The sequence below is a fragment of the Chloroflexota bacterium genome (genome assembly GCA_026706485.1).
Lineage (GTDB): Bacteria > Chloroflexota > UBA11872 > UBA11872 > UBA11872 > JAJECS01.
The window spans coordinates 70,175-90,201 of sequence record JAPOYR010000002.1; the positions used below are offsets into that span (position 1 = coordinate 70,175).

The window sequence follows — 20,027 nt, forward strand, 5'->3', positions numbered from 1 at the left end:
GGTGCACCGGAATGAGCGTCGCCCTCGTCCACGACTGGCTCAATCAGCAGGGCGGCGCCGAAGTGGTGCTGGACCAGCTGCACGCGATGTATCCGGACGCTCCCGTCTACACCTCGTTCTATGCCCCCGACCTCGTGGACCCCGGCTTTCGCCGCCTGGACGTTCGCACCAGCTGGCTGCAACACCTGCCCGGCTGGCGCACGCGGCATCAGGCCTTTCTCCCGCTCTACCCGCTCGCGTTTCAGTCGACGCGGGTACGAGACGCCGAAGTCGTGGTGAGCAATGTGAGCGCGTTTTGCAAGGGCATTCAGTCGCCGCCAGGGTCGGTGCACGTCTGCTACTGCCTCACCCCGACGCGATTCATCTGGATGCCGGAGGCGTATCTGCTGCGCGAGGGCTATCCCGCCTGGCTGCCCCGAGCGCTGGCGCCGCTGCTCTGGTGGATGCGGCGGTGGGACCGCGCGGCGGCGCAGAAGGTGACGCAGTTCGTCGCCATCTCGCAGGCCGTGGCCGAGCGCATCCGCCGTTTCTACGGGCGGGAGGCCCTGGTGGTGCACCCGCCGGTGCACACGACCCGGTTTGCGCCCTCGACGGAGGTGGACGACTACTTTCTCGTCGTGTCCCGCCTGATTCCCTACAAGCGCATCGACCTGGCCGTGCGCGCGTGCACCGAGGCCTCGCTGCCGCTTCTGGTCGTGGGCGACGGCCGCGACCTACACTCCCTGCGTCGGATGGCCGGTCCGACCGTCAAGTTCGCCGGCCGCGTGTCCGACGACGAAGTGCGACGGCACATGGCGCGCTGCCGCGCGTTCGTGTTCCCCGGTGAGGAGGATTTCGGCATCGCTCCGGTAGAGGCCCAGGCCGCCGGCCGCCCGGTGGTGGCATACGCCGCCGGCGGCGCGCTGGAGACCGTGCGCGACGGCGAGACGGGCGTGCTGTTTCCCGAGCCGACCGTGCCCAGCCTGCGGCAGGCCCTGGAGCGCGTCACCGACGTGACGATCGATTCCGCACGCCTCGTCGAACATGCCGCGCAGTTCGACGCCTCCGTGTTCCGGTCCAAACTGCGGCGGGCCATCGAGTTGACCATCGAGCGGGCGCGCGCGCCCGAGGCGGCGGCGTAAATGTCGTCGGCACGCTTCGCGCGAGTGGTGCAGCGCTGGTGGATTTTCATCGCCGCCGTCACCGGCGCCACCCTCATCGCCGCCATCCTATGGCAGCTCGTGGGACCGGTGGGGCTGCGCGCTGAGGCTGAACTGGTCCTCACGCTGAACCTGCCGGAGGAAAGCCAGCGCCTGCAGTACGGCGCCGAAAGCAGCCGGGCGCAGGCGGCGGGAATCGTCATCGAAGACTTGGCGCGCCTCACGCGCGGCCGAGAGTTGCTGCGGCTGGCGCACGCCGAAGTGACCGACGCCGGCCACACCATGGACTTCCGCACCATGTTCGAGACCATCGACGTCTATCCGCTCTCGCGCGGGCTGCGCATCGAGCTGGATTGGGGCGACGGCCCGGCGGCGCAGGCGCTGATCGACAGCATCGTGACGCAGCTGATCGACAACCAGAATTCCTACTACCCCACGCTCGGTGAGATCGGCACGCTGCGTCTGATCGACAAGACCGACGAGCCCGAGCGCCCGCCGCGGGCGCTGGCGGCGCTGGACGTGGTGCTCAAGTCCGCGGTGGCGCTGATTCTGGCCGTTGCCGTGGCGCTCGTCGCGGATTGGCGGCTCAACCGGCTGCACGAGTCCGACGTGACCGACCTGATCGACGCACCGGTGATCGGCCGCCTGCCGTGACGGAATCCCACCCCGGATCGACGCGTTGGCCATTCGTCGCCATCGCGGGCGCGGCGGCGGCCGTGATCGCTGTGATCGTGAGCGCCGTCGTGGTGGCGGTGGCCGAGCCGGTCTACCGCGCGTCGACGGATGTCTCGATCCGACCAAGAATTGCCGACCTTGGAGCCTCGGAAGCCGCGTCGCGCCTAATCCGCAACTACGCCGTCTGGGTCGACTCGGAGGACTACGCCATGCGGCTGAGCTCGGAGGCTCGGGGCGGCCTATCCGACGCCGAGGTCGTCAAGCGCGTGCGGACCAACGGCGACTCCGACCGGCTGGTGGTGACCATTCAATCCGAGGACGAGGACGCCGACCGCGCGGCGGCGGTGGTGAACGGGCTGGCCGACGCGCTGGTGGCCGAAGTGGCCACGCCGGCGCGCTTGAACGACCCGGAAAAGGGACTCGAGATCGCGGTCATCGACGCAGCGAAAGCGCCCGGCGCCCCGACGTGGCCGCGGGGCGAGGTGGTGATCCCGGTCGCGGCCATCGTGGGCGCCGTGGTGGGCGCTGCCGTGGCCTGGCTGATCACGCCGACGCTGCCGCCCGCGCGCAACGAGGGCGGCGCCTGATGAGCCAAAGCGGCGGCGGAGCAGCCATGCCCGGCATCGACGAGTTGCGTACCAATGTGCTTGTGGCCCTGGCGGATGCTCCCCACCCGCTGGTGGCCGTGACCAGCCCCCGCGCCGATACGCGGCGGCTGGACGTGGCGGCGGCGCTGGCGGCATCGGTGGAGCAAACCGGACGCCGGGTCGCCCTGATCGACGCGGACGTTTACGAACCGCGCGACGGCTCGGCGGCGCCCGCCAGCACCGCGACCACGACTGCGCCGGCCGTCTCCGAATCGAATGCCGCGCTGCTCGTGGCCGAGGCCTTCCGGGATCTGCTGGCCGACACCGCCGACGCCAATGACCTGGTGGTGGTGGCGTGCCCGCCGGTGCTCGACGTGGCCGAGACGCGAGCCGTCACCGCGGCGTGCACCGCCACCGTGCTCGTTGCGTCGCAGCGCACCTCACGTCGCGATTCGACGGTGCAGGCCGCCGGGGTGCTGCGCGAGGCCGGGGCGCGGCTCCTCGGCGTGGCGCTGCGCGGGTCCTAGCGTTGCTTCCCAGGGGCCTGGTCTTCAGGGCCAATCCGTTCGCCCTGAGCTTGTCGAAGGGCGTAGTTCGACAGGCTCACCACGAACGGTGCCGGAGTCGGCGCACCGACGGGGTCCTCACGAAGGCTCGCGGGCACCGCTCTTAGGCGTTTCGGCGCAGCGGACCGAGGTCGGCCGGCGGCAACTCATCCGCCAGCATGCGCTCGTAGGCCGTACGCGTGGCGGCGTCGGCTTCCTGCATGACGGCGGCGGGAACGTCTGCCTCCGCCGCGGCCGCCGCCGCGGCGACCTCATCGGGGTTGCGGAATCCCACAAGCGCGGTCGAGACGGTCGGATTCTCGATGACCCAGCGCAGGGCGAGCTGCGGCAGGTCCAGACCCGCCTGCTTCGCGAGCGCTCGAATCTGCTCCACCACGACCAGGTTTTGCGGCAGGTGATCGGCGTGAAAGATCGGCAGTCCGAAGGCGTAGCCGGTGGCGCGCCAGTCGTCGTCGTTGAGCTTGGTGTCGAGCCTGAACTGCCCGGCCAGCACGCCGTGCGCCAGCGATCCGTAGGCCATCACCCCCACGCCGTGCTCCTCGCACGACGGGAATATCCGCTCGGCGTGGCGCCGGTCGAGCATGTGATAGCCGACCTGGTTGGCGACGATGGGCAGGACGGCCGACGCCTCGGCCATTTGTGCGGGCGTGTAGTTGGAGACGCCGACGAACCGCACCTTGCCCTCGTCGATCAGCTCCTTGGCGGCGCCCATGGTGTCGGCGATGGGCGTGTCGGGGTCGGGCCAGTGGTGCAGAAACACGTCGATATGGTCTATGCCTAGGTGCCGCAGGCTGCTTTCGCAGCCCCGGCGGACCGCCGAGGGGCGCCCGTCGCGGCGGTAGGCGTGCACCGACTCATCCCGGTATATGCCGAACTTGGTGACCACGATCACCTCGTCGCGCCGCCCGCGCAGCGCCGCGCCCATCAGCGCCTCGGAGTGCCCCATGCCATAGCCGGCGGCGGTGTCGAACAGGTTGATGCCCTGGTCAATCGCCGCGTGAATCGTGGCCGTGGCCTCGGCGTCCATGTCCGCGCCGTAGAAGCGCCCGCCCATGGGCCAGCCGCCAAACCCGACCACGCTGACCAGAAGCTCCGGCGTTCCCATCTCGCGGTACTGCACGCCCACACCCTTTCCCCGACCTGTTTCGTGCGAAGCATGCGCCCGGCACCGGCGCGGGTCAACCGCGGCTGATACCATATGGGCGGTGCGCCTTGCCCGACATCCGGCGCCCGCCCCACGCATCCACGAGGAGTCCTATGTCGTTCGCGGTGATCCGCTCGGGTGGCCAGCAGTTCCGCGTGCAGCCCGGCGACGTGATCGACGTGGAGCTGCGGGACGAGTCGTCCGGACCGGTGGCGTTCGAGGACGTGCTGCTGATCGATGACGACGACGGCCGGCACGTCGGCACGCCCACGCTGGATGGCGCGACCGTGCGCGGCACGGCGCTGGGCGAAGTCAAGGGGCGCAAGGTGCGGATCTTCACCTACCACGCCAAGAAACGACACCGGCGGCGCATGGGCCACCGGCAACGCTACACGCGGGTTCGCATCGACGGCATCGACCGAGAGCCGTCGGCGGCGACCGCCGAATAGACAGAGGAGCGCAGCAAGTCATGGCACATAAGAAAGGCCTCGGCAGCAGCCGCAACGGGCGCGACAGCAACCCCAAGATGCTGGGCGTCAAGCGCTCGGACGGTGAGTTCGTGCGCCCCGGCGAGATCATCGTGCGGCAGCGCGGCACCAAGCTGCTGCCCGGACCCAACATCGGCGTCGGCCGCGACCACACCCTTTTCGCGCTCATCGAGGGCCACGTAGTCTTCGAGCGCATGCGCGGGCGCACCCGCGTGCGCGTGGCGGACGCGGCCTAAACTACAGCCTCAGGGCCGATAGCTCAGTCGGAAGAGCGCCGCACTCGCATTGCGGAGGTCGTGGGTTCGAGTCCCATTCGGTCCACCAGCCATCTCATCATGCCCGCAGAATGATGCCCATCGCCGTAGTCTCCCTGCGCCGAAAGTCCGACCTACATCTTCGCCGAGCCACTTGTCGGTTACCGAGGTGACAACGGAAGTTTGAGAATCCACCGAGAATGTCACGGATGAGCACTTCAAAGAGCTTGCAGTTTCGATGCTCAATTTCTTCAACGAGTTGCGCTTCCGGGCACACGCAGGAGAAAAGGAGCTATGCCCTTGATGGAAGTACCCCTCAATAGCATTGAGGAGCGATTGCGACATTTGCCGCTGCATTCCGTAGACCAACTATCTGGTATCACCATTCCTCTCCCCGGAGACTTGCAGTTCATCCGCCAGCTTGGGCGAGCTATGGAGAGCATGGTCCGCCGGAAAGGCGAAATCCTAGCCAGTATTCCCGCGTTCCTCGATGTGATGGAGTGGGTTGAGGTGCACTGGAGTAGCGAGCGGGGACTGCGACCCCCGGCAGGTACGATCCCGCGGGATAGTGGAGTGCGTCAGGAAGTTGTGCAACCAGACTCTATGGCCGCCGCCTCTAGGCTTTATTTGGCAGCAGCCCGGTACGGAGCGGAGGAGGTAGCGACGCACGCGACCCGGTTCGCTTCTCACGGCATGGTGGAGACGCAAAACACCTTCTTGCTCCGGGGGCAGCCACCAAAGAGGGTGATTGATCTGGATGACCATACCGTTCTAATCCCGTACCGGGAGGCAATGTCAGATGGAGAGCTTCGGCGTCTGGCAAGTGACTCGGGGCAACGCGACTTTTGGCCTCCGGACGGAGCAACTGATGTGTACATCCTGAGAACCACGGTATTCGAGAACAAGGGCAGATGGATAGGGGAGCCAGAACAGCACATAAGTCCCCTCCTTCGTCTCGGGATTGAGCCGCTAGTGCTGCTGCTGGGTCTCGTGTGGGGAGTAGGTCTTCGCCCATTTGGGGGTTTGTACTCCATCCCAGAGCCCATAGCAGCGACTCTGCCACATGTCTTTTCGTTGCAGAATGGATCGTGGGCTCAACGCACTTCGCTTCTCTCGCCTGGATTCGGTCATCAGCCCACTACTCGCCCCTTTGACGCCCGCGAGCTTGCGGACCTGGTGGAGAGGCATACTGCGCTGCCAGACCAAGAAAGAAACCGGGCAGCTCTCGCGCTCAGGAGGCTGCGGGACAGCAGAGAGAGGGACGGCGAAGACGCGATGAGCGACCGGGCCATTGACTTGACCATCGCTCTGGAAGCCATGTTCATGGAGGGTGAGAGATACAACCACGGGAAGTTTGTCTCCGGGCGGGCTTCCTGGCACTACGCCGACTCAACGCAGGAGAGAGATGCCGTCAGGAATCAGTTGAAGGAATTCTATAGCTACAGGAATGACGTAGCCCACGGGAAGTCGGCGGGGAGAAGCCAGACCGTTTGGGACATGCTCGACAAGATAGACAACATAGCGCGTGCTTGCCTCAAAACCATGATAATCAAGGGAAGACCGGGGGATTGGGAGGCTAGCAAAGACTTCAAGCAAATCCGACAGAACCCCCCTCGGAAGGACACGGAGATTCCATCTACCAAGTCCGATTCCCTGAGTTGGTCGGTAGCAGAGCAAAGGGCGATTGACGCGGCACTAGTAGCTGTCTGGAGGCCAGAAGTAGACAATGCGCCCGACCCGGTTCCAGGAGCGGTTGTGCATATAACCCAAGGTATTGTCTCCGAGGGGATCGAGCGTTGCCGGCGGGAAGGGACCGCCTTCACCATAGTAGCCCCCATCCGTCTCTACCTCGCCCACCCGATGTGGCCAAAGGAAGGAGAAGACCCGGACCAAAGGGTTATGCACTACTGTGGACAAGACGTAGAGAGGCATCTGCGAATGTGGCACTCTGCGGCGCAGGAGAAGGTGATGCACATATTTGAGCTCGAATCTGAGAGTCCAGAGTTCTTTCTTCCACGCGTATTGCCCCATTGGCGCGAGCTGCTGCAAAGAGCGGGGTTATGAAGGATTCCATATTGTCGGTATGCGCGAGCCTGCCCTTCTGCCGTAGCGCGATAAAAGGGTAAGCCAACTTAGAGTCGCGCCAGCCGCATCTCGAAGACCGTGCCATCTACCGTCCACGCAGGCCCACCGACGACATCGCGCAGTCCAAGTGCTCACGGGCGTGTTGCAGCCGATAGCCGCTATACGTATACTTGCTATGCGGTACCGTATACTTCCCAGAGGGGCCAACTCCCGATGAAGCAAAAGCTCACCATCACCGTGGACGCCGAGCTGCTCCCGGCGGCCAAACGGTATGCCCGCTCCCGCGGCGTGTCCCTCTCGTCGCTGGTCGAGCAATCGCTCAGGGAAATGGCCGGCGGGAACATGCAATCGTTCTCCATGCGGTGGCGAGGGAAGTTTCGGGCCGCGGAGCGTCACGATGACCCGCGCTACGACGCGTTGGCCAAGAAGTTCCTCCAGTGATTCTCCTGGACACCGACGTGCTCATCGACGTCGCGCTCGACAGGCTTCCACACTCAGACCCGGCTTCCGAACTCTTGGATCGGATCGAGCATGGCGCAGAGGCCGCCTACATCGCGTGGCACTCCGCGTCGAACTTCTATTACATCGTCTCGCCAGTGCTCGGAGGCACAAGCACCCGAGAGTTCATTGCCGAGCTCACCCGCTTTGTATCGGTGGCTACCACCGACACGGAGAGTGTCCGGTATGCCACCGCGCTGCCAATGGCCGATTTCGAGGACGCCATACAGGTAGCCGCCGCCCGTGCCTGCGGGGCTCGCCATATCGTCACGAGGAATGTCGCGGACTACGAACGCTCCCCCATCCGTGCAATCAGCCCTCAGGAATCGCTCAGTGAATTGTTCTGATGCTCGGCGAGTCTGCCCCGAGAGGGACACGTGAACAGCCCCGGGGCCGATTGCTCAGTCGGACGAGCGCCGCACTCGCATTGCGGAGGTCGTGGGTTCGAGTCCCATTCGGTCCACCATCACTACTTGAAGAAGCCATCTCAAGAAGCCGCCATTTGGCCCGTTCCAAGCCCCTCCTACGGGACGGGAATCTTCCGTCAGGCCGGTAGTACATTGGGCAATCGGGCCATCCTCTTGATCTCGCGGAGGCGACAGTAGATGGAGAACGTCATTTACACCCCAGAGGGCTATACGGATCGAATACGACAAGTGCTCGGAAACTGCCTCGTTGAGACGAATCATTCTCAAGGTGAGAAGTCCATAGGCAAAGTACGGGATCGATACGATCTTGGAGACCGTTTGGCCCTCATCACCACCGACCGGCAGAGTGCATTCGACCGGGTGCTCGCCGCTATCCCCTTCAAAGGGCAGGTCCTCAACCTGACGAGCGCCTGGTGGTTTGAACAGACCCGCCATATCGTGCCAAATCACGTGCTATCCATTCCCGATCCAAACGTCACGATTGCCAAGCAATGCATCGTCTTCCCAATTGAGTTCGTGGTGCGTGGGTACATCACCGGAACCACGAGCACCGCCCTGTGGACGGTCTATAAGAGTGGCCGGCGCGAGTACTGCGGCATCGATCTGCCCGAAGGCCTGGTGAAAAACCAGAAGCTCCCGTCGAACTACCTCACACCGACCACCAAGTCGGAGGATCACGACCGTCCGATCAGCCCCGACGAGATCGTGTCCGAAAACTGGATGACGGCCGCCGATTGGGAACAATGCAGCCGCATCGCGCTGGAACTTTTCGCGTTCGGTCAAGCCAAGGCAGCCGAGCATGGCCTGATTCTTGTGGATACCAAATATGAGATGGGCCGTGACGAGAACGGTGAGATCCTTCTGATCGACGAGATCCACACCCCCGACTCCAGTCGTTACTGGATCGCCGACACCTATCAACAGCGCATGCGCGAGGGACGGGAACCCGACAACGTCGACAAGGAGTTCCTCCGGCTCTGGTTCACGGAGAACTGCAACCCCTACGAGGATGAGGTCCTCCCGCCGGCGCCGGACGACCTTGTCGTCGAGCTCTCACGACGCTACATCTACCTCTACGAGAAGATCACCGGTCGCTCCTTCGAGTTTCCAGAGTCGGACCAACCCATCGAGACGCGTTTGGCCAGCAACCTGCAAGGAATCACATGACGGTGTCCGCGGGCCAATAGCGACCACCGGTGAAGAAATACATTCTCTTCGACCATGACGGGGTTCTGGTGGAAACCGAGTTCTGGTATTTCAAAGCCGGCGAGCGCGCCCTGGCTGACATCGGATTCACCATGGATCGAGATCAATACCTCCGAGACATGACCCACGGAAATGCCACCTGGGCCCAAGCCATAGCGGCAGGCATTGATGAACAGTCCATCGACAGACAGCGCGAGGTCCGTAACGCCTATTACCAGGAGTATCTTCGAACCGAAGACATCGAGATCGATGGAGTCTTGGAAACGCTGGACGTACTTGCAGGCACGTACCGGATGGGCATCATTACCACGTCCAAACCAGATGATTTCGCCCTCATACACAAAGAGCGAGCAATCGTGGACTATATGGAATTCTATTTGGCCAGGGATGACTACGAACGAGCCAAACCACATCCCGAACCCTACCTGAAAGGGCTCCAGCGCTTTGGCGCGACTGCCGCTGAAACGGTGGTCATTGAAGACTCGGCGAGAGGGTTGGAGTCGGCAATTGCGGCGGGTATTGACTGCATCGTGGTTGCGAACGAGTTCACGGCATCTCACGACTTGTCCAAAGCAACCGCCAAGGTCGCGACGTTTAGGGAATTGCCAACTGCTATAAAGGAATTAGCAAGCTAGCCAGGCGCTATCGCCGCTCCGCCGTACGCCTGCACGCTAAACGGCGAGTGGCGAGATGGGAGCCGCGTATATGAGCGCCAAGCGGGTCGTCATCGTTGGCGGGGGATTCGCCGGGCTCAGCGCCGCCTACACGCTGATGCGGCGCGGCATCACGCCCCTGCTGCTCGAGGCCAACGAGCGCGTGGGGGGACGCGGCCGCGGCGAGCGGGTGGACGGGTTCTCCCTGGACATGGGCGCCTTCGTCTTCACCTCCACCTACGACACCGCCTTCCGCATGTGCGAGGAGTTGGGCCTGCCGCTCGTGCCGTCGATGATGAAGTTCGGCCACCACCGCAATGGACGCTGGGTGACGACGACGCCGGACCAATCGCTCTGGAATTTCATCCGGCACCTGCGGACGGCCATCGCCATGGGCTTTCTCTCGCCCGCGGGCATGCGGGCGGGGTTCAAGGTGATGCGGGAAATTCATCGCCAGGCCGACTACATGAGCTTCGCCAGCGACAGCCCCATCGCCGCGATCGACGACGACGAGTCCTTCGGCGATTACATGCAGCGGCTCAACGTGCCCGAGAACTTGCAGCTGACGCTCGAGGCGCCTCTCAAGATGATTCTGGGCGATCCGAGGCCCGCGGGACAGGCACTGATGCGGGCCTACATCGGCGAAACGATGCTGCACGAGGGCAGGGTCTCCATGCCCGAGCGCGGCATCGGCTCCCTGAGCGAGGCGCTGGCCACGTACTGCGCCGACGCGATTCGCGTATCGACCCCGGTCAGGAGGATCGTCGTCGCGGACGGGTCGGCGACCGGCGTGGTCACGGACGGCGAGACGATCGAGGCGGACGCGGTCATCTGCGCCGTCCCCGGCACCAAGGTCGCGGACCTCGTCCCCGAGCTGCCGGCGGAAACGCGCCGTGCGCTCGGCGCCGTCAGCTACTCGACCGGTTGCCGGGTGGTGATCGGCCTCGACCGCTCCCCGCTCCCTCCCGGCTGGCACGGCGCGCTATTCCCGGAGGACGACGACGCCCCGCTGCTGCTCGACCGGACGGCCTTCCTGCCCTCCTGCGCGCCGCCGGGCAAGGGCATTCTCGACCTGCTTATCGGGCGCGACCGCGCCAAGGAGCTCATCCCGCTCGCCGACGAGGAGATCAAGCGCCGCATGCTGGGCGCCGCGCGCCGCAACGCGCCGCCAGGCTCGGCGTTTCCCGGCGACGACGAGGGCCTCTTCTATCGCGTCTACCGCTGGGAAGAGGCGCTGTGCATGGGAACGCCGGGAATGCTCGCCGCGGTGGCGAAGATCCCGGAGCAGCTCGCTGGGCGCATCGACAACCTGTTCCTGGCCGGCGACTACATGAGCGTGCCGTCGGTCAACGGCGCACTCTCCAGCGGCCAAAGCGCCGCAATTGAGGTCGCGGACCGCTTAAAGTCTCGCGTCAGCTAGGCCGGGCGTCCGCTTAGGGTTGGCTCGCCTCGTCGTCTGTCGATCGTGCGAGTCCCCAGCCCAACAGACCCATGTAGACGAGCCCGGCTATGGACATCAGGGCGAACACGGGCGCGAAGGCCAGCTCCAGGGCGTTCGAATGCCACGCGGCGATGAACACCACCAGCGACGCCACGGACAGCACCGCCACGATGGGGTGCAGGACCTTCGGCAGACGGATGGGTTCAGGCCGGGCGGCCAGGCCCAGCGCGAAGATCGCCGTCCCGACAGAACCGGAGACGCCGGACGTGAAGTGGAACCCCCAGACCATCCGCTGCATCGCCAGCGCCGAATCGAGCCATTCCTGCGATTTCGCCGCCTCGCTCTCCAGCGCGGCCAGCCCCATGCCGACGATCATGTAGTCGAGGCCCCGCATCACCATCTGCAAGGTCGCGGCGATAACCATCCCCAGCAGGCCGAGCCGCGCCACGGGGCCGGCATACCGCCGCAGGGTCAGGAGTCCGTGCAGCATGAGCAGGGCGCCGCAGATGAGCACCACCGGCACGGTGTAAGACAGCGTCGCGTTGCGCGCCATCGCCAGCGTGAGGTCGCTGAGGCTGGTGCTCGGCACCGTGTCCACTACGCCACGGCCCGGCGAGAGCGCATAGCCCACCCCCACCGCCACCATCCCCAGCAGCAACGACCAGCCGCCGAGCTGCTTGTCGGTCAGACATCTGAGGTGTTTCACGTTATGTTTCCGCCGCGACCGAGTGGACGCCGCCTATGGTCATACTGAGTCGCCCACCGAGGCAAGGTCGCTTCCGGCCTAGAGCGCCCGCAGGACGGCGATTGCCTCTCCGCTAGCCGCCTCCACCTTCAAACCTTGACCCGGCTTCGGCGAATTTCCTTTGCGACACTATGCGAAAGAGCATTCGCCGGTCGCGGTTTGTGAGTCTTGTGGAACTGGAGCAAGAGAAGCTAGCAGCCATATTAGAGGCCTGCCACTCCTACTATCGGCGAACCGAGAGTTCTCGTGAGGACGACCGCATCAGCCCGAATGCACGTGAGTTCATCGCCTCACAGCTTCGTCCAGATATGCGTGTCCTGGACATCGGGTGCGGCAACGGCGCCACGCTGCTCGAGCACTGCCACCGATTCGCATCGGGCCTGGGCGTCGACCATGACCTCGCGCACGTCGACTTGGCCGAGGAGGCGCTGCGGGAGAGCGAGTGCACCAACGTTGAGTTCAGGCTGCTCGAATTTCCAGGCGACGCACACGAGTTGGAGCCAGGGGCATTCGACTTTGCGTTCACCGAGCGTGGGCCGATCGGCTGTGACAGCCATGGCATCCAGGCGGCGCTGCGGATCCTCAAGGACGACGCCCTGCTGTTCTGCGAGGTGATCGGCAACCTGCATCACCAGGAAGTGACCGAGACATTTGGTCCTGGGCAGACGCGCCAACCGCACCACGAGACGATTCGGACGCTGGATCAGGCGCGGGCTGCGATGGAGCAGAATGGGGTCAGCATCAGGATCGCGGCCGATATCGTCAGAAAGCGCTACTACCCGAGCATCTACGACTGGCTGCAATTTCAGTGCCGCATCTGGACCTGGAGCGGCAAACCGCTTCCATCGCCTGACGACGTACGATTCCGCCTCTTTGCCGAGCGGAATACGCTTCAGTCGGGGGAGATTGAAACCACGCACCACGTCGTTTGGGTAGGCGGAGTGAAGCGGTCAGGCGGTTCCCATTACGACGAGCGCGGCTAGTTCGCGGATCCGTTAGTGGCGCTATTAGCTCAGGGCCTCCTTACCGAAATATGACCATGGTCATGACCATGGTAGGATCGCGGGCGGAGATTGAGTTGAATAGCGAGCTATGACGACAGAAACCGCTGGCAAACCCGGACCGCGGACGATCAAGGCGTCGGAGTTCAAGGCCAAGTGCCTCAAGCTTATGGACGAGGTGGCGGAGAGCGGTGAGGAGATTGTCATCACCAAGAACGGCCGCCCGGTGTCGCGGCTGACGCCCTATCGGGAGCGGCCCGCGAGTCTCTTCGGCATCGACCGAGGCCGGATCGAGATTCTCGGCGACATCATCGAGCCGCTCGACGTTGAATGGGAGGCCCAGTCCGACCCGGACCGCGTGTTGAACCCGTGATCCTGCTCGATACGCACGTCATGCTCTGGCTGCGACTGGGCGACGCGCGGCTCGGACCGGGCGCACGCTCCGCCATCGACCGGGCCTGGCGGTCGGCTGAGCTCTGCGTTTCCGCTGTCTCGTTCTGGGAAGCGGCCTTGCTCAAGGCGAAGCGGCGGATCCAGTTCCCCGAGGAAGTCGGTCGTTGGCGCCGGGAGCAATTGGAGCAAGGCGTCGTCGAGATTCCCATGAACGGCGAGATTGGCATCCGCGCGGCGACGCTCCCAGACTTCCACGCCGATCCGGCCGACCGGCTGATCGTGGCCACCGCGCTGGAGGGCCATCGCCTGGTGACCGCCGACCGGCGGATTCTGGATTGGCCGGGGCAGGTGAGCCGGCTGGACGCTGCGCGGTAGATGTCGAAGCGGCCCAGGCGGCCGCCCGCCCGGAAGTCCCGCTTGGGGCACCTGTGCGTTTTGCGGACGGGCGGTTCGCGAACCGCCCCTACTCGTGGGGATTAAGCCTCCATCGCGTCACTCGAACAGGTGGTGAAAGGGCTTGGACGTTGCCTCTGGCTCGGCTTCCCCCGTGGAGCCGATGTGGAAGAGCGCGTCGCCTTCGTGGGCGAGGGGCAGGTTCGTGCGGCCCACGATCACGCCGTGCATGGGCGACTTGATATCGGTTTCCGACTCGCCCAGCGGATCCGAGACGACGGCCAGCAGCTCTCCGTCCTCGACCTTCGCGCCTATCGGCTGTCGCATCCTGACCACGCCGCTGGCCGGCGCCCGCACCCAGCTGCTCTCGCGCAGGATCACGGGAGCTTTCGATTCGCTGCCCCGCTTTTGCTTGGGCAACATGCCCAGATGCTCCATGACCCCGATCACGCCCCATAGGCCGGTGCGAATCGCCGTCTCGTCGAAGCGGAGCGCTTCGCCGGCTTCGTAGACGATCACGGGAACGTCTCGCTTGTCGGCCGCCTCGCGCAGGCTTCCATCTCGGGATGCGGAGTTCACGACCAGCGGAGCGCCGAACGCGCGCGCCATAGGCTCGGCCGCGGGATTGTCCAGATCGACGCGAATCTGCGGATAGTTCTCCCGGTGCACGGCGCCGGTGTGGAGATCGATGCCGTGCGTGGCATTCGAAAGGATCTGCTCGACGAACATCTCGGCGAGGCGGGCCGCCAGCGAGCCCTTGGCCGATCCCGGGAAGGAGCGGTTGAGGTCGCGCCGGTCCGGAAGATATCGACTGAGATTCAAGAACCCGGGCACGTTCACGATTGGAACGGCGATCAGTGCTCCCTTGAGGCGTCGCAGGGCGGCCAGCTTGATGATGCGGCGGATGATTTCGACGCCGTTGAGCTCGTCGCCGTGGATGGCGGCCGAGATGAACAACACCGGGCCGTCCTCGGCGCCGTTGATGACGTGCACCGGCATCGCCAGGGGGACGTGAATCGACAGATCGGCGATCGGCAGGTCCACCTGGGTTCGATACCCAGGGTCGACTTGGACATCGCCGATCGTGATGGGATCGGATGACCCGCCGGCGGGAGTGCTCATCAGCCGGTCCCTACCCGACCGTCTTGGCAAGGGTGGGGTCGGCGCGCGATTCCAGGAAGGCGATGATCTGATCGGCGATATCGGTCCCGGTCGCCTCTTCGATTCCCTTCAGGCCCGGGGTTGAGTTCACCTCGATGAGCACCGGTCCGCGGCTGGATCGGAGCATGTCAACGCCGGCCACGTTGAGTCCCAATGCCCGGCAGGCGCGCACCGCGGCCGAATCTTCCTCGGGCGTGATTTCAAGCTTCTCCGCCGTGCCGCCGCGATGCAGATTGGACCGAAACTCGCCGGGTCCGCTCTGGCGCTTCATGGCGCCAACCACGCGGTCGCCGATGACGAACGCGCGAATGTCGGCCCCGCCCGCTTCCTTCACATATTCCTGAACCAGGATGTTGATATTGGCCTCCCGGAACGCCTCGAACGTGCTTTTGGCGGAGGGCATGGTCTCGCCAAGCACCACGCCCAAGCCTTGCGTCCCTTCCACCAGCTTGATGACGACCGGCGGGCCGCCGACCATGCGGATCAAGTCCTCGGCGCGCCGCGCGGAGTTGGCGAAACCGGTGACCGGCAACCCGATCCCCAGGCGAGACATGATCTGCAGCGCCCAGAGCTTGTCGCGGGCGCGACCGATGGCCTCCGATTCGTTGAGCGGCCACACGCCCATCGTCTCGAACTGGCGCAACACCGCCAGCCCGTAGAAGGTGATCGATGCGCCAATGCGCGGAATCACCGCGTCATAGCCGGAAAGGACGGCGCCGCGGTAGAGCACCTGTGGACGGTCGGCGGTTATGTTGGCGTAGCACTGGGTCGTGTTGATGATGTCGATGGCGTGACCCCTGGCCTCCGCGGCTTCCACCAGGCGCTTGTGGCTATAGAGGTCGGGATTGCGCGCCAGCATTGCGATTCTCACGTGTCCGCTCTTCCTGCCTTGGGGCCGCCCTGGTCCTTCGATGCACCATTGACGGCTTGTCTTGGCTTCCTGCCTGCGCGGTATGAGGCGTGAGGATCGACGATCAGGCGGTCCCGCATGGCTTCCCGGCCGATGATCATGGGGAACCCCATGGCGTCACGATTGGCCAGGCTCAATTCGATCGGCCAACGGCTGGAACCGATCTGAAGGTTCGTGGTGATGATGTACCGGCGCTCGCGCGTACCGCTTGAGTTCATGACCCATCGCTGATCGCTGACCGGCGCCTCGCAGACCACGGACGTGACCTTGTCACGCTGCATGGGATGGACGCGAAACCGTATCCACTGCCGACCCTCGACCATGCGAAGGCTGAGATCCCACGCGTGTAGGGCGGAGGTCTTGGCGCCCGTGTCGAGCTTGGCCTTGATGGCGGCAATGCCGAGGCCCGGCAAGGATGCCCATTCCCGCCAGCCGAGGACTCGTCGGTTCTTGACGCCGGAAGCCATTGAACGCTTAGCGCGAGCCGATTTCCGCTCGTTCGCCACTTCTCACTCTACCCACCGCCGAATGGCTGGTCATCGGGCGCCCGCCGTGGCGGGCGCCCACCGAGATCAGGCGAGGTCGTAGCGATCCAGACTCATCACCTTGTTCCAGGCGCTCACGAAGTCGCGCACAAAGGACTCCTGCGCGTCGTCGCAGGCGTAGACCTCGGCGAGGGCTCGAAGCTCGGAGTTCGAACCGAAGACCAGGTCCACTCGCGTGCCGGTCCACTTGACCTCGCCGGTCGCGCTATCGCGTCCTTCGAACACGCCGTCCGACTCGGAGGCCTCGCTCCACTCAGTGCTCATATCGAGCAGATTGACGAAGAAGTCGTTGCTGAGGGTTCCGGGGCGATCGGTGAGGACTCCGTGCGGGGATTGCCCGGTGTTTGCATCGAGGGCGCGCAAGCCGCCAACGAGCGCCGTCATCTCGGGAGCCGTGAGCGTGAGCATGTAGGCCCGCTCCACCAGCAATTCCTCCGGCGCGCCGTCCTGCCCCGCCTGGAGGTAATTGCGGAATCCGTCCGCGGTGGGCTCGAGCACGGCGAACGACTCCTCGTCGGTCCACTCCTGGGAGGCGTCCGTGCGCCCTGGGGCAAACGGGACTTCCACGTCATGGCCGGCGCTCCGGGCCGCCTGCTCGACGCCCGCGCATCCGGCCAGGACGATCAGGTCGGCCAGCGAGACCGTTGCGCCGCCGTTCTGCGAGCCGTTGAATCCGGCCTGAATCTGCTCCAGCGTTCCCAGCACCTGGCTGAGGCCGTCCGGATCGTTAGCCGCCCAGTCCCTTTGCGGCGCAAGCCGGAGGCGCGCGCCATTGGCCCCGCCGCGTTTGTCGGTGCCGCGGAACGACGCGGCCGCCGCCCAGGCGGTCGAGACCAACTGGGAAACGGAAAGTCCCGAGGCGAGGACCTTCGCCTTGAGCTCGGCGATCTCCGACGCCCCGATCAGCTCGTGGTCAACCTCCGGGACGGGGTCTTGCCACAGCAGCGCTTCGCTGGGGACCAAGGGCCCGAGATACCGGCTGCGGGGTCCCATGTCGCGGTGAATCAGCTTGAACCACGCCCTGGCGAAGGCGTCCTCGAACTCCTCAAAGTTCTCAAGGAAGCGTTTCGCGATCGGCCCGTACACCGGGTCCTCCCGCAGCGAGAGATCCGTCGTCAGCATCATCGGGGCGTGCTTCTTGGCGGCATCGTGCGCATCGGGCACGGTGGCCACCGACGCGGCATTCGTGGGTTCGTATTGCGATTTGCCGGCGGGGCTCTTCGTCAGTTCCCACTCGTGCTTGTGCAGGTTCTCGAAGAAATTGTTGTCCCACTTCACGGGATCGTTGGTCCACGCGCCTTCCAGGCCGCTGGTGAACGTGTCGCCGCCCTTGCCGCTGCCGTGGCTGTTCTTCCAGCCAAACCCTTGCTCCTCGAGCGTGGCGCCCTCAGGCTCTGGGCCGACATTGCTTTCGGCGCCGGCGCCATGCGCCTTGCCGAAGGTGTGTCCGCCGGCGATGAGCGCGACGGTTTCCTCGTCGTTCATCGCCATGCGCTTGAACGTGTTGCGAATGTAGTTCGCGGCTGCGAGGGGATCGGGGTTTCCGTTCGGCCCCTCCGGATTCACGTAGATGAGCCCCATGTGGTCGGCGCCGTAAGGTCCCTCGATTTCCCCGTCGTCGCTGTGGCGCTCGTCGCCAAGCCAGGTCTCCTCAGACCCCCAATCGGTCTCGTCGGCCTCCCAGACGTCCTCGCGGCCGAAGGCGAAGCCAAAGGTCTTGAACCCCATGGACTCGAGCGCGCAGTTGCCGGCGAAGATGATGAGGTCGGCCCAGGAGAGGCTCCGGCCGTACTTCTGCTTGACCGGCCAGAGCAAGCGGCGCGCCTTGTCGAGACTGGCGTTGTCCGGCCAGCTGTTGAGCGGCGCAAAGCGCTGGTGGCCCGAGCCGCCGCCGCCGCGGCCGTCGCTGATGCGATAGGTGCCTGCCGCGTGCCAGGTCATGCGAATGAAAAGCGGACCGTAATGACCATAGTCAGCCGGCCACCAATCCTGCGACGTAGTCATAACTTGTTCGATATCTTGCTTCAATTCATCGACGTCAATAGACTTCACTGCATCGGCATAGTTGAAATCTTTGTCCATCGGATCAGATAGCGGAGAGTTGTGGCGGAGAACTTTCAGGTTCAACTGATCCGGCCACCAGTATTGATTGGAAGTCATCGTCGATCCGTCCTTTGAAGTCTTCGGCGACTGGCGCGGACTTTCAGAATTCGTGGCCCGCCCCGATATCATAGCCACAATGGCCGCCCTGCCGCAGCCGCGTCCGACTTACGCGCGAGGTGATGAAGTATGCCGATGAGACGATCGCGAATTTCGGCCCTCGCGGCCCACGGAGATTTGACGCTCGGAGCCGAACGGAGCCAAATTCGCCGGACTCACCGCGGATCGGGGTGAGCGCATTGGCGGGCAAACGATCCAGGAGGGCATCGACCGGCATGAAAAAACCCGCGGCGAAGGGCGGCGACGGGAAGGTGGTGCTGCTCTCGGGCGGCAACCCGCAGATCGCCAAGGCCGACGGCGACGCCCCGGTACAGGCCTACATCGCCGCAATGCCGGGCTGGAAGAGCGACCTCGGGCGCCGCCTGGACGAGCTGATCGTGTGCACCGTCCCCGACGTGCGCAAGGCGGTGCGGTGGAACTCGCCCTGGTACGGCATCGACGGCATGGGCTGGTTCCTGAGCACCCACGTCTTCACTCGTTATGTAAAGGTGACATTTCTCAACGGCGCGTCGTTGCAACCCGAGCCACCCGGTTCGGGCAAGGACCCGGATGCGCGCTGGTGCGACATCTACGAGGACGGCTTCGACGAGGACCAGATGACGGAGTGGGTGCGGCAGTCCGCCGCGTTGCCCGGATGGGATGGGTTCGACACGCTGTGAAGTCTGGTTCGTCGGAGTTCACGGGACTGGGACGGGGCACACTGCGGCGACTCGCTGCGCTCCGCGCTATCGACCAGGGATTGCCGGACTAGCCCCTGGGCGAACACCGTCGTGTACAGCTCGTCCCCGTCACTGCCGCTGCGCGAGCACCAGGGGATGGTCCTCGACAGTCCCTCGGTCCGTCTCGTCGCAGCCGCAGGCGGTCGATGACGTCTCAAGCACCACGAATCCGGAATTGGCCAGAGTGCCGAGGTATTCGCCGAGGCCGTAGTTGCTCCAGTACATCGTCACTCCATGGAAGTCGCCTTCGGTGTATCCCGGTTCGCTGTGGTGACTCAGCGTGCACAGCAGATATCCGCCGGCCTTGAGCCAGCGGTGCAAGCGCCGAAACAACGCCAGCTGCGCCTCTCTGGGAATGTGAAAGATCGAGTACAGGGCGACGACGGCATCAAAGCTGGACGGCTCGAAGGTGGTCGACACCACGTCAGCGCATCTGAAGTCGCCGGATGGAACCTGGCGCCGCGCCAGACGGACCATCTTCCCGGAGACGTCCACTCCGGTGACCCGGTGACGTTCGGCCAGCGACTTCGCGATCGGGACACCGGACCCGCAGCCCACGTCGAGCACCGCGGCTCCATCCTCCAGGCGCTCCAGGAGTCCCCGTATCTCAGTCGGTGCCTGGGCCTTGCGCGACTCGTGGTAGGCCCGAGCGCACGCGTCATATCCTCGTCTCACAAGTGCTCGGTAGTCGACCTCAGGATCAGTCGCAGGCTTCACCGCGCCACGCCCCTCGATGCCGCCGTGTCACTGTAGGAGCAGTGCCGCGATATCGTAGG

At 64.8% G+C, this 20,027-nt stretch carries 23 protein-coding genes and 2 tRNA genes; 18 read left to right on the top strand and 7 right to left on the bottom strand.

What is annotated here, in order from left to right; genetic code table 11:
* Positions 1–11 precede the first annotated feature (11 nt).
* From OXG79_00650 to OXG79_00665, 4 genes are read left to right on the top strand one after another with little or no spacing between them, the layout of a single operon-like run.
* Positions 12–1,121, top strand: coding sequence for a glycosyltransferase (locus OXG79_00650; GenBank protein ID MCY3782277.1), 1,110 nt, complete (start codon positions 12–14; stop codon positions 1,119–1,121).
* Complete coding sequence (locus OXG79_00655; GenBank protein MCY3782278.1) at positions 1,122–1,793, top strand: hypothetical protein; 672 nt, start codon at positions 1,122–1,124, stop codon at positions 1,791–1,793.
* Entirely contained in the window at positions 1,790–2,401 is a 612-nt protein-coding gene (locus tag OXG79_00660; GenBank protein ID MCY3782279.1) for a hypothetical protein, read from the top strand. Before OXG79_00655 ends, OXG79_00660 begins: the two co-directional genes overlap by 4 nt.
* Positions 2,401–2,928: a hypothetical protein gene (locus OXG79_00665; protein MCY3782280.1), complete on the top strand. Its 528-nt coding sequence runs from the start codon at positions 2,401–2,403 to the stop codon at positions 2,926–2,928. Before OXG79_00660 ends, OXG79_00665 begins: the two co-directional genes overlap by 1 nt.
* Positions 2,929–3,070: 142 nt before the next feature.
* Here OXG79_00665 and OXG79_00670 read toward each other — a convergent pair whose 3' ends face one another.
* Entirely contained in the window at positions 3,071–4,087 is a 1,017-nt protein-coding gene (locus OXG79_00670; protein MCY3782281.1) for an aldo/keto reductase, read from the bottom strand.
* A 137-nt stretch (positions 4,088–4,224) separates the two neighbouring features.
* On the opposite strand from OXG79_00670, the gene rplU reads away from it, so the two are divergent.
* The 10 genes from rplU to OXG79_00720 all read left to right on the top strand — a co-directional run bounded on the left by rplU (position 4,225) and on the right by OXG79_00720 (position 11,143).
* Complete coding sequence (gene rplU / locus OXG79_00675; GenBank protein MCY3782282.1) at positions 4,225–4,560, top strand: 50S ribosomal protein L21; 336 nt, start codon at positions 4,225–4,227, stop codon at positions 4,558–4,560.
* 20 nt (positions 4,561–4,580) lie between these two features.
* The gene (rpmA, locus tag OXG79_00680; GenBank protein MCY3782283.1) at positions 4,581–4,835 is read left to right on the top strand and encodes a 50S ribosomal protein L27; all 255 of its coding nucleotides are present in this window, start codon (positions 4,581–4,583) and stop codon (positions 4,833–4,835) included.
* 12 nt (positions 4,836–4,847) lie between these two features.
* Positions 4,848–4,923, top strand: a tRNA-Ala gene (locus OXG79_00685).
* Positions 4,924–5,285: 362 nt separating this feature from the next.
* On the top strand, positions 5,286–6,917 hold the full coding sequence (locus tag OXG79_00690; protein ID MCY3782284.1) for a HEPN domain-containing protein: 1,632 nt from the start codon (positions 5,286–5,288) through the stop codon (positions 6,915–6,917).
* A 234-nt stretch (positions 6,918–7,151) separates the two neighbouring features.
* Positions 7,152–7,379, top strand: coding sequence for a DUF6364 family protein (locus OXG79_00695; GenBank protein ID MCY3782285.1), 228 nt, complete (start codon positions 7,152–7,154; stop codon positions 7,377–7,379).
* Positions 7,376–7,783 (top strand): PIN domain-containing protein, encoded by a 408-nt coding sequence (locus OXG79_00700; GenBank protein MCY3782286.1) that lies wholly within the window; start codon positions 7,376–7,378, stop codon positions 7,781–7,783. Before OXG79_00695 ends, OXG79_00700 begins: the two co-directional genes overlap by 4 nt.
* A 43-nt stretch (positions 7,784–7,826) precedes the next feature.
* Positions 7,827–7,902 (top strand) — tRNA-Ala (locus OXG79_00705).
* Positions 7,903–8,041: 139 nt separating this feature from the next.
* Positions 8,042–9,031 carry a phosphoribosylaminoimidazolesuccinocarboxamide synthase gene (locus OXG79_00710; GenBank protein MCY3782287.1) on the top strand — a complete coding sequence of 330 codons (990 nt, stop codon included), beginning with the start codon at positions 8,042–8,044 and terminating at the stop codon, positions 9,029–9,031.
* 29 nt (positions 9,032–9,060) lie between these two features.
* On the top strand, positions 9,061–9,705 hold the full coding sequence (locus OXG79_00715; GenBank protein ID MCY3782288.1) for an HAD family phosphatase: 645 nt from the start codon (positions 9,061–9,063) through the stop codon (positions 9,703–9,705).
* Positions 9,706–9,775: 70 nt separating this feature from the next.
* Positions 9,776–11,143, top strand: coding sequence for an FAD-dependent oxidoreductase (locus OXG79_00720; GenBank protein MCY3782289.1), 1,368 nt, complete (start codon positions 9,776–9,778; stop codon positions 11,141–11,143).
* A 13-nt stretch (positions 11,144–11,156) separates the two neighbouring features.
* On the opposite strand, the gene OXG79_00725 is transcribed toward OXG79_00720, so the two are convergent.
* On the bottom strand, positions 11,157–11,870 hold the full coding sequence (locus OXG79_00725; protein MCY3782290.1) for a hypothetical protein: 714 nt from the start codon (positions 11,868–11,870) through the stop codon (positions 11,157–11,159).
* A 347-nt stretch (positions 11,871–12,217) separates the two neighbouring features.
* Between OXG79_00725 and OXG79_00730 the strand changes: the two genes are divergently transcribed.
* The 3 genes from OXG79_00730 (at position 12,218) to OXG79_00740 (ending at position 13,678) form a co-directional block, all read left to right on the top strand.
* Positions 12,218–12,892: a class I SAM-dependent methyltransferase gene (locus OXG79_00730; protein MCY3782291.1), complete on the top strand. Its 675-nt coding sequence runs from the start codon at positions 12,218–12,220 to the stop codon at positions 12,890–12,892.
* Between the two features lie 109 nt (positions 12,893–13,001).
* The gene (locus OXG79_00735) at positions 13,002–13,283 is read left to right on the top strand and encodes a type II toxin-antitoxin system prevent-host-death family antitoxin (protein ID MCY3782292.1); all 282 of its coding nucleotides are present in this window, start codon (positions 13,002–13,004) and stop codon (positions 13,281–13,283) included.
* Positions 13,280–13,678: a type II toxin-antitoxin system VapC family toxin gene (locus OXG79_00740; GenBank protein ID MCY3782293.1), complete on the top strand. Its 399-nt coding sequence runs from the start codon at positions 13,280–13,282 to the stop codon at positions 13,676–13,678. The genes OXG79_00735 and OXG79_00740 overlap by 4 nt, the downstream gene beginning before the upstream one ends.
* A 117-nt stretch (positions 13,679–13,795) precedes the next feature.
* Here OXG79_00740 and OXG79_00745 read toward each other — a convergent pair whose 3' ends face one another.
* The 4 genes from OXG79_00745 to katG form a co-directional block, all read right to left on the bottom strand.
* A complete protein-coding gene (locus tag OXG79_00745) occupies positions 13,796–14,818 on the bottom strand; it encodes a succinylglutamate desuccinylase/aspartoacylase family protein (protein ID MCY3782294.1) in 1,023 nt (340 codons plus the stop codon).
* Positions 14,819–14,828: 10 nt separating this feature from the next.
* Positions 14,829–15,728, bottom strand: coding sequence for a 30S ribosomal protein S6--L-glutamate ligase (gene rimK / locus OXG79_00750; protein MCY3782295.1), 900 nt, complete (start codon positions 15,726–15,728; stop codon positions 14,829–14,831).
* Positions 15,725–16,273 (bottom strand): ATP-dependent zinc protease, encoded by a 549-nt coding sequence (locus OXG79_00755; protein ID MCY3782296.1) that lies wholly within the window; start codon positions 16,271–16,273, stop codon positions 15,725–15,727. Before OXG79_00755 ends, rimK begins: the two co-directional genes overlap by 4 nt.
* A 66-nt stretch (positions 16,274–16,339) precedes the next feature.
* On the bottom strand, positions 16,340–18,544 hold the full coding sequence (gene katG / locus OXG79_00760; protein ID MCY3782297.1) for a catalase/peroxidase HPI: 2,205 nt from the start codon (positions 18,542–18,544) through the stop codon (positions 16,340–16,342).
* 203 nt (positions 18,545–18,747) lie between these two features.
* Here katG and OXG79_00765 point away from each other — a divergent pair, with 203 nt between their 5' ends.
* A complete protein-coding gene (locus OXG79_00765; protein ID MCY3782298.1) occupies positions 18,748–19,191 on the top strand; it encodes a DUF1801 domain-containing protein in 444 nt (147 codons plus the stop codon).
* Positions 19,192–19,320: 129 nt separating this feature from the next.
* Here OXG79_00765 and OXG79_00770 read toward each other — a convergent pair whose 3' ends face one another.
* Positions 19,321–19,926, bottom strand: coding sequence for a class I SAM-dependent methyltransferase (locus OXG79_00770; GenBank protein ID MCY3782299.1), 606 nt, complete (start codon positions 19,924–19,926; stop codon positions 19,321–19,323).
* Positions 19,927–20,027: the final 101 nt, after the last annotated feature.

What these genes read in the sequence shown, in the direction of transcription:
- rpmA (MCY3782283.1), top strand. Translation starts at nt 4,581, where the DNA reads ATGGCACATAAGAAAGGCCTCGGCAGCAGCCGCAACGGGCGCGACAGC.
- OXG79_00650 (MCY3782277.1), top strand. Translation starts at nt 12, where the DNA reads ATGAGCGTCGCCCTCGTCCACGACTGGCTCAATCAGCAGGGCGGCGCC.
- OXG79_00735 (MCY3782292.1), top strand. Translation starts at nt 13,002, where the DNA reads ATGACGACAGAAACCGCTGGCAAACCCGGACCGCGGACGATCAAGGCG.
- OXG79_00720 (MCY3782289.1), top strand. Translation starts at nt 9,776, where the DNA reads ATGAGCGCCAAGCGGGTCGTCATCGTTGGCGGGGGATTCGCCGGGCTC.
- katG (MCY3782297.1), bottom strand. Translation starts at nt 18,544, where the DNA reads ATGATATCGGGGCGGGCCACGAATTCTGAAAGTCCGCGCCAGTCGCCG.
- OXG79_00665 (MCY3782280.1), top strand. Translation starts at nt 2,401, where the DNA reads ATGAGCCAAAGCGGCGGCGGAGCAGCCATGCCCGGCATCGACGAGTTG.
- OXG79_00690 (MCY3782284.1), top strand. Translation starts at nt 5,286, where the DNA reads ATGGAGAGCATGGTCCGCCGGAAAGGCGAAATCCTAGCCAGTATTCCC.
- OXG79_00765 (MCY3782298.1), top strand. Translation starts at nt 18,748, where the DNA reads ATGAAAAAACCCGCGGCGAAGGGCGGCGACGGGAAGGTGGTGCTGCTC.
- OXG79_00710 (MCY3782287.1), top strand. Translation starts at nt 8,042, where the DNA reads ATGGAGAACGTCATTTACACCCCAGAGGGCTATACGGATCGAATACGA.
- OXG79_00730 (MCY3782291.1), top strand. Translation starts at nt 12,218, where the DNA reads ATGCGTGTCCTGGACATCGGGTGCGGCAACGGCGCCACGCTGCTCGAG.
- OXG79_00695 (MCY3782285.1), top strand. Translation starts at nt 7,152, where the DNA reads ATGAAGCAAAAGCTCACCATCACCGTGGACGCCGAGCTGCTCCCGGCG.
- OXG79_00745 (MCY3782294.1), bottom strand. Translation starts at nt 14,818, where the DNA reads ATGAGCACTCCCGCCGGCGGGTCATCCGATCCCATCACGATCGGCGAT.
- OXG79_00655 (MCY3782278.1), top strand. Translation starts at nt 1,122, where the DNA reads ATGTCGTCGGCACGCTTCGCGCGAGTGGTGCAGCGCTGGTGGATTTTC.
- rplU (MCY3782282.1), top strand. Translation starts at nt 4,225, where the DNA reads ATGTCGTTCGCGGTGATCCGCTCGGGTGGCCAGCAGTTCCGCGTGCAG.